The 4,078-nt window shown below is 66.7% G+C and carries 2 protein-coding genes; both read left to right on the top strand.

What is annotated here, in order from left to right:
- Nucleotides 1-2,355 (top strand): choice-of-anchor Q domain-containing protein (locus DL240_RS19435; protein WP_199589878.1); only part of this gene is annotated, 2,355 nt, incomplete at its 5' end.
- 193 nt (nt 2,356-2,548) lie between these two features.
- Nucleotides 2,549-4,078 (top strand): collagen binding domain-containing protein (locus DL240_RS19430; protein ID WP_199589877.1); only part of this gene is annotated, 1,530 nt, incomplete at its 3' end.

The following is a 4,078-nucleotide window of genomic DNA, read 5'->3' as shown; positions in this document are numbered from 1 at the left end:
CCGGGCACCTACAGCGCCACCGGCGCCCAGGTGAGCTCGGGCCCCGCCACCTACCGCACCACCCAGAGCAGCGTGGAGGTGCGCAGTGGCGAGAGCGCCACGCTCACGCTGACCTACCAGGTGGTGCCCGGCTCGCTTAACGTCAGCGCCACCGGCCTGCCGGCCGGCGTCTTTTTTTCCTTCACGCTCTCAGGCCCGGCCCCGGCCACAACCCTCACCTCCCACACCGGGCCCAAGCTCCTGAATGACCTCACCCCGGGCACCTACACCCTGGCTTTTGCGGAGGTTGTCCACAATGGCGAGCGCTACGCGCCACCGGGCCACACGATCTCGCTGAATGTGACCAGCAGCCAGACCGCTCAAGCCACCGCGAGCTACTCCCTGGGATTTGGAACCCTGGCACTGAACCACGCGCTCACCCCGGGGGGCTCACTGACCCTGAACATCGGCGACGGCATCAACGCCCCGCAGCAGGTGACCTTGAGCGGCACCGGCACCCATGAGCTCGCCCTGAACCGGGGAAGCTACGAACTCACCGTGGCCAGCAACAACCTGGGGACCGACCTCTACGGCAACGCCTACCTGGTAGACGGCGCCGACATTGGCTTCTCGATCGTCGGCGGCCAGAGCACCCAGGTCTCCCTCTCCGCACGTAACCCCACCGAGGTGACCCGCAACGACAACCAGGGACCAGGCTCGCTGCGTGAGGTGATCGATCGCGTCAACGCCGGCAGCGTCATCACCTTTGCCCCCTCCGTCACCCGGGTTACGACCGAGACGCGCATCAGCGTCGCTAAGGAGCTCTCCATCGTGGGCCCGGGCCCCGCTCAGCTCACCTTGACCACCACCGGCGACGATCGCCTCTTCTCATTCCTGCCCCAGGCTGACGTGCACCTCGAAGACCTGCGCATCGCCGACATTGACACCACACAGAGCGGCCCGGCCATCCACAGCAGCGGGCGCTTTAGCCTGCGCAACGTCGTGATCGAAAACAACGCCTCCTCCTTTAACCCCAGCGGCGGCGCCATCTCCATCATCGACGCCACCGGCGAGCTCCTGATCGAAGACTCGACCTTCCGCAACAACTCCAGCGATGCATCCGAAGGGGGCGCGATCTACAACGACCGCCATGATCATGCGCTGGTGATTCAACGCTCGCGCTTCGAAGGCAACTACGCCACTCAATCTGGCGGCGCCATCAGCTCCGACGGCGCGCTGGAGGTCGAAGATGCGATCTTCGACGACAACTACGCCGAGTGGAGCGGCGGCGCCATCCGAGCGTCCTTTGTCAACTCCCCCCATCCCCTGGTGCTGCGGCGAACGCTCTTCCACAACAACACCGCGGAGACCAGCGGCGGCGCAGTGTCTTCTGCGCAATTGACCACCGTGGAAAACGTCTCCTTTGTGGGCAACCGGGCAGGCGCCCAGGGGGGCGCCTACTACCAGTTCGATAAGAACGCGACCCTGGTGCACACCACCTTCCTCAACAACAGCGCAGACACGGGTAACGCCATCACCTCGTTCTGTGACGCCGACACCACCCTCACCCTGGGGAGCTCGATCATTGTAGGCAACGCCAACGCGTTTCATTGTGTGAGCAGCACCGCCACCATCGCCTCGCGGGGCCATAACTACATCCAGTCCGACGACACCTCGGGTGTCTTCGCCGCGGATCCCACCGACCAGATCGGCACCAGCGCCTCGCCGCTAGCCAACCCCCTTCTGGCTCTGAGTGACAACGGCGGATTCAGCCACACCGCCGCCATCAACCCGACCTTCACCACCGCGCTGACCATCGCCGAGGCCTCCTGCCTCGACGCCGCCGGCCAGCCCCTGACCGAAGATCAGCGCGGCAACACGCGCCCGGTCAGCGGCATGTGCGCCGTGGGTGCCTGGGAATTCGCCCCTTCGGCCCCCCAATCGTATGAGCCCTTCTACGGCCACGGGCTCAGCGCCCAGACCTACTTCAACGGCATCATCTCCACCGCGCAGGGCTACTACTGGGAGCTTTTCGGGGTGCGCTCGGCCGGCGCCTACCAGATTGCCGGCGAGGGCCTGATGTTCCGCCAGGTCGGCGACTACGTACGCAGCGTGAACTTAAGCGGCACGCTCTCGGAAATCAGCGTCGACTACCGCAAAGCCTACACCGGCAGCGCCGCTCGCCAGATCGCCATCGCGGTCAATGGCACCGTCGTGGCTACCAGCCCCACCTTCGGGGACAGCTCCGGTGCCGACGAGACCGTTCACACCCTGACGGCCAGCGGGCTCAACATCAGCGGTGACTACACCATCGAGATCCAAAACCTCACCCCGGCCGATGGCCAGGTGGTGATCGATAACCTCCGCTGGCACTGACGTCGAAACACGGCCCGTAACCGGGCCGCGTTTCGGCCGAAGTAACCGGAAGCCGGAGGGCAAAACGCATCTCCGGCTTTAGAGCCTCTGGCCCCTGCTTCCCCCCGTCATTTTTCCACGTTCCTCCTCACGACTTCACTCCGGGACACGCCTCACATGCGAGTTCCCGGGCTCCCCAACAGAAGGAGCCTCCATGCATCGCCTCCACTCACTCATCACCCTCGTACTCCTGGGCACGCTGGCCCTGGGGTGTGGCGACGAGCCCAACGCCCGACGAAACCACGACACCGGAGTGACAGACGCCGGTCACGACCCCGACGGCGGTCACGACCCCGACGGTGGTGACACCGACGGCGGTGATACCGACATCGGAACCGGCTCGCTCTCTCTGAGCCTGGAGGGCCTCCCCGCCGAGAGCCCCTGGCCCAACATTGCGCTGGTGGGCGACACCACGCTGAGCGTACCCGAGGGCGGCACCCTCGACGCCATCCCCGCTGGCGAATACCAGGTGGTGGCCCAGAGCATGGTGCTGGATCTGGCGACCTACAGCGCTCCGGTGGCAAACCTGACGATCGAGGCCGATCAGCATGCCGAGCTCACCCTGAGCTACGCGCTGCTGCCGGCCAGCTGGGAGGTGATCATCGAGGGGCTCCCCGACACGCTCTCCCCCCTGGTGAACCTGAGCGGCCCGAACACCGATGTGATGCTCACCGCCTCCGCGCTCTTTGATGACCTGCCCCCGGGCACCTACCAGCTCTCGCCGCAGGAAGTGAGCGACGGGACCACGACCTACCACGCGGCCGTGCGCACCGCTGCGCTGACCAGCGGCGCCAACGATCCCACCACCATCACCTACGGGCTGGCCGCCGGTGAGCTGCAGGTCAACGTCCAGGGGTTGCCCGCCGGCGTTACGCCCACCATCACCGTCAGCGGCCCCGAGGGCTACAGCGCCACGGTCAACTCCGCCACCACCCTCCAGGCGCTCGTGCCGGGCACCTACACCCTGAGCGCCGCCCCGGTTGAGGCCAATGGCGTCACCTACCAGGCCCAGCCGCAGAGCGTGGAGGTCGGCAGCTCCGCCGCCGAGGTGACCCTGAACTTCGCCGCCCTTCCCGGCGAGTTGGAGGTGGTCATCGAAGGGCTCCCCGCCGGCCTCACCCCCCTGATCACCCTCACCGCTCCGAACGGCAGCACCTCCACCTTCACCGGCGCCAACACGCTGAGCGACCTGGCTCCGGGCACCTACAGCGCCACCGGCGCCCAGGTGAGCTCGGGCCCCGCCACCTACCGCACCACCCAGAGCAGCGTGGAGGTGCGCAGTGGCGAGAGCGCCACGCTCACGCTGACCTACCAGGTGGTGCCCGGCTCGCTTAACGTCAGCGCCACCGGCCTGCCGGCCGGCGTCTTTTTTTCCTTCACGCTCTCAGGCCCGGCCCCGGCCACAACCCTCACCTCCCACACCGGGCCCAAGCTCCTGAATGACCTCACCCCGGGCACCTACACCCTGGCTTTTGCGGAGGTTGTCCACAATGGCGAGCGCTACGCGCCACCGGGCCACACGATCTCGCTGAATGTGACCAGCAGCCAGACCGCTCAAGCCACCGCGAGCTACTCCCTGGGATTTGGAACCCTGGCACTGAACCACGCGCTCACCCCGGGGGGCTCACTGACCCTGAACATCGGCGACGGCATCAACGCCCCGCAGCAGGTGACCTTGAGCGGC

Origin of the sequence: Lujinxingia litoralis (assembly GCF_003260125.1) — a bacterium.
Taxonomy (GTDB): domain Bacteria; phylum Myxococcota_A; class Bradymonadia; order Bradymonadales; family Bradymonadaceae; genus Lujinxingia; species Lujinxingia litoralis.
This window is presented reverse-complemented; position numbering and strand designations above follow the sequence as displayed.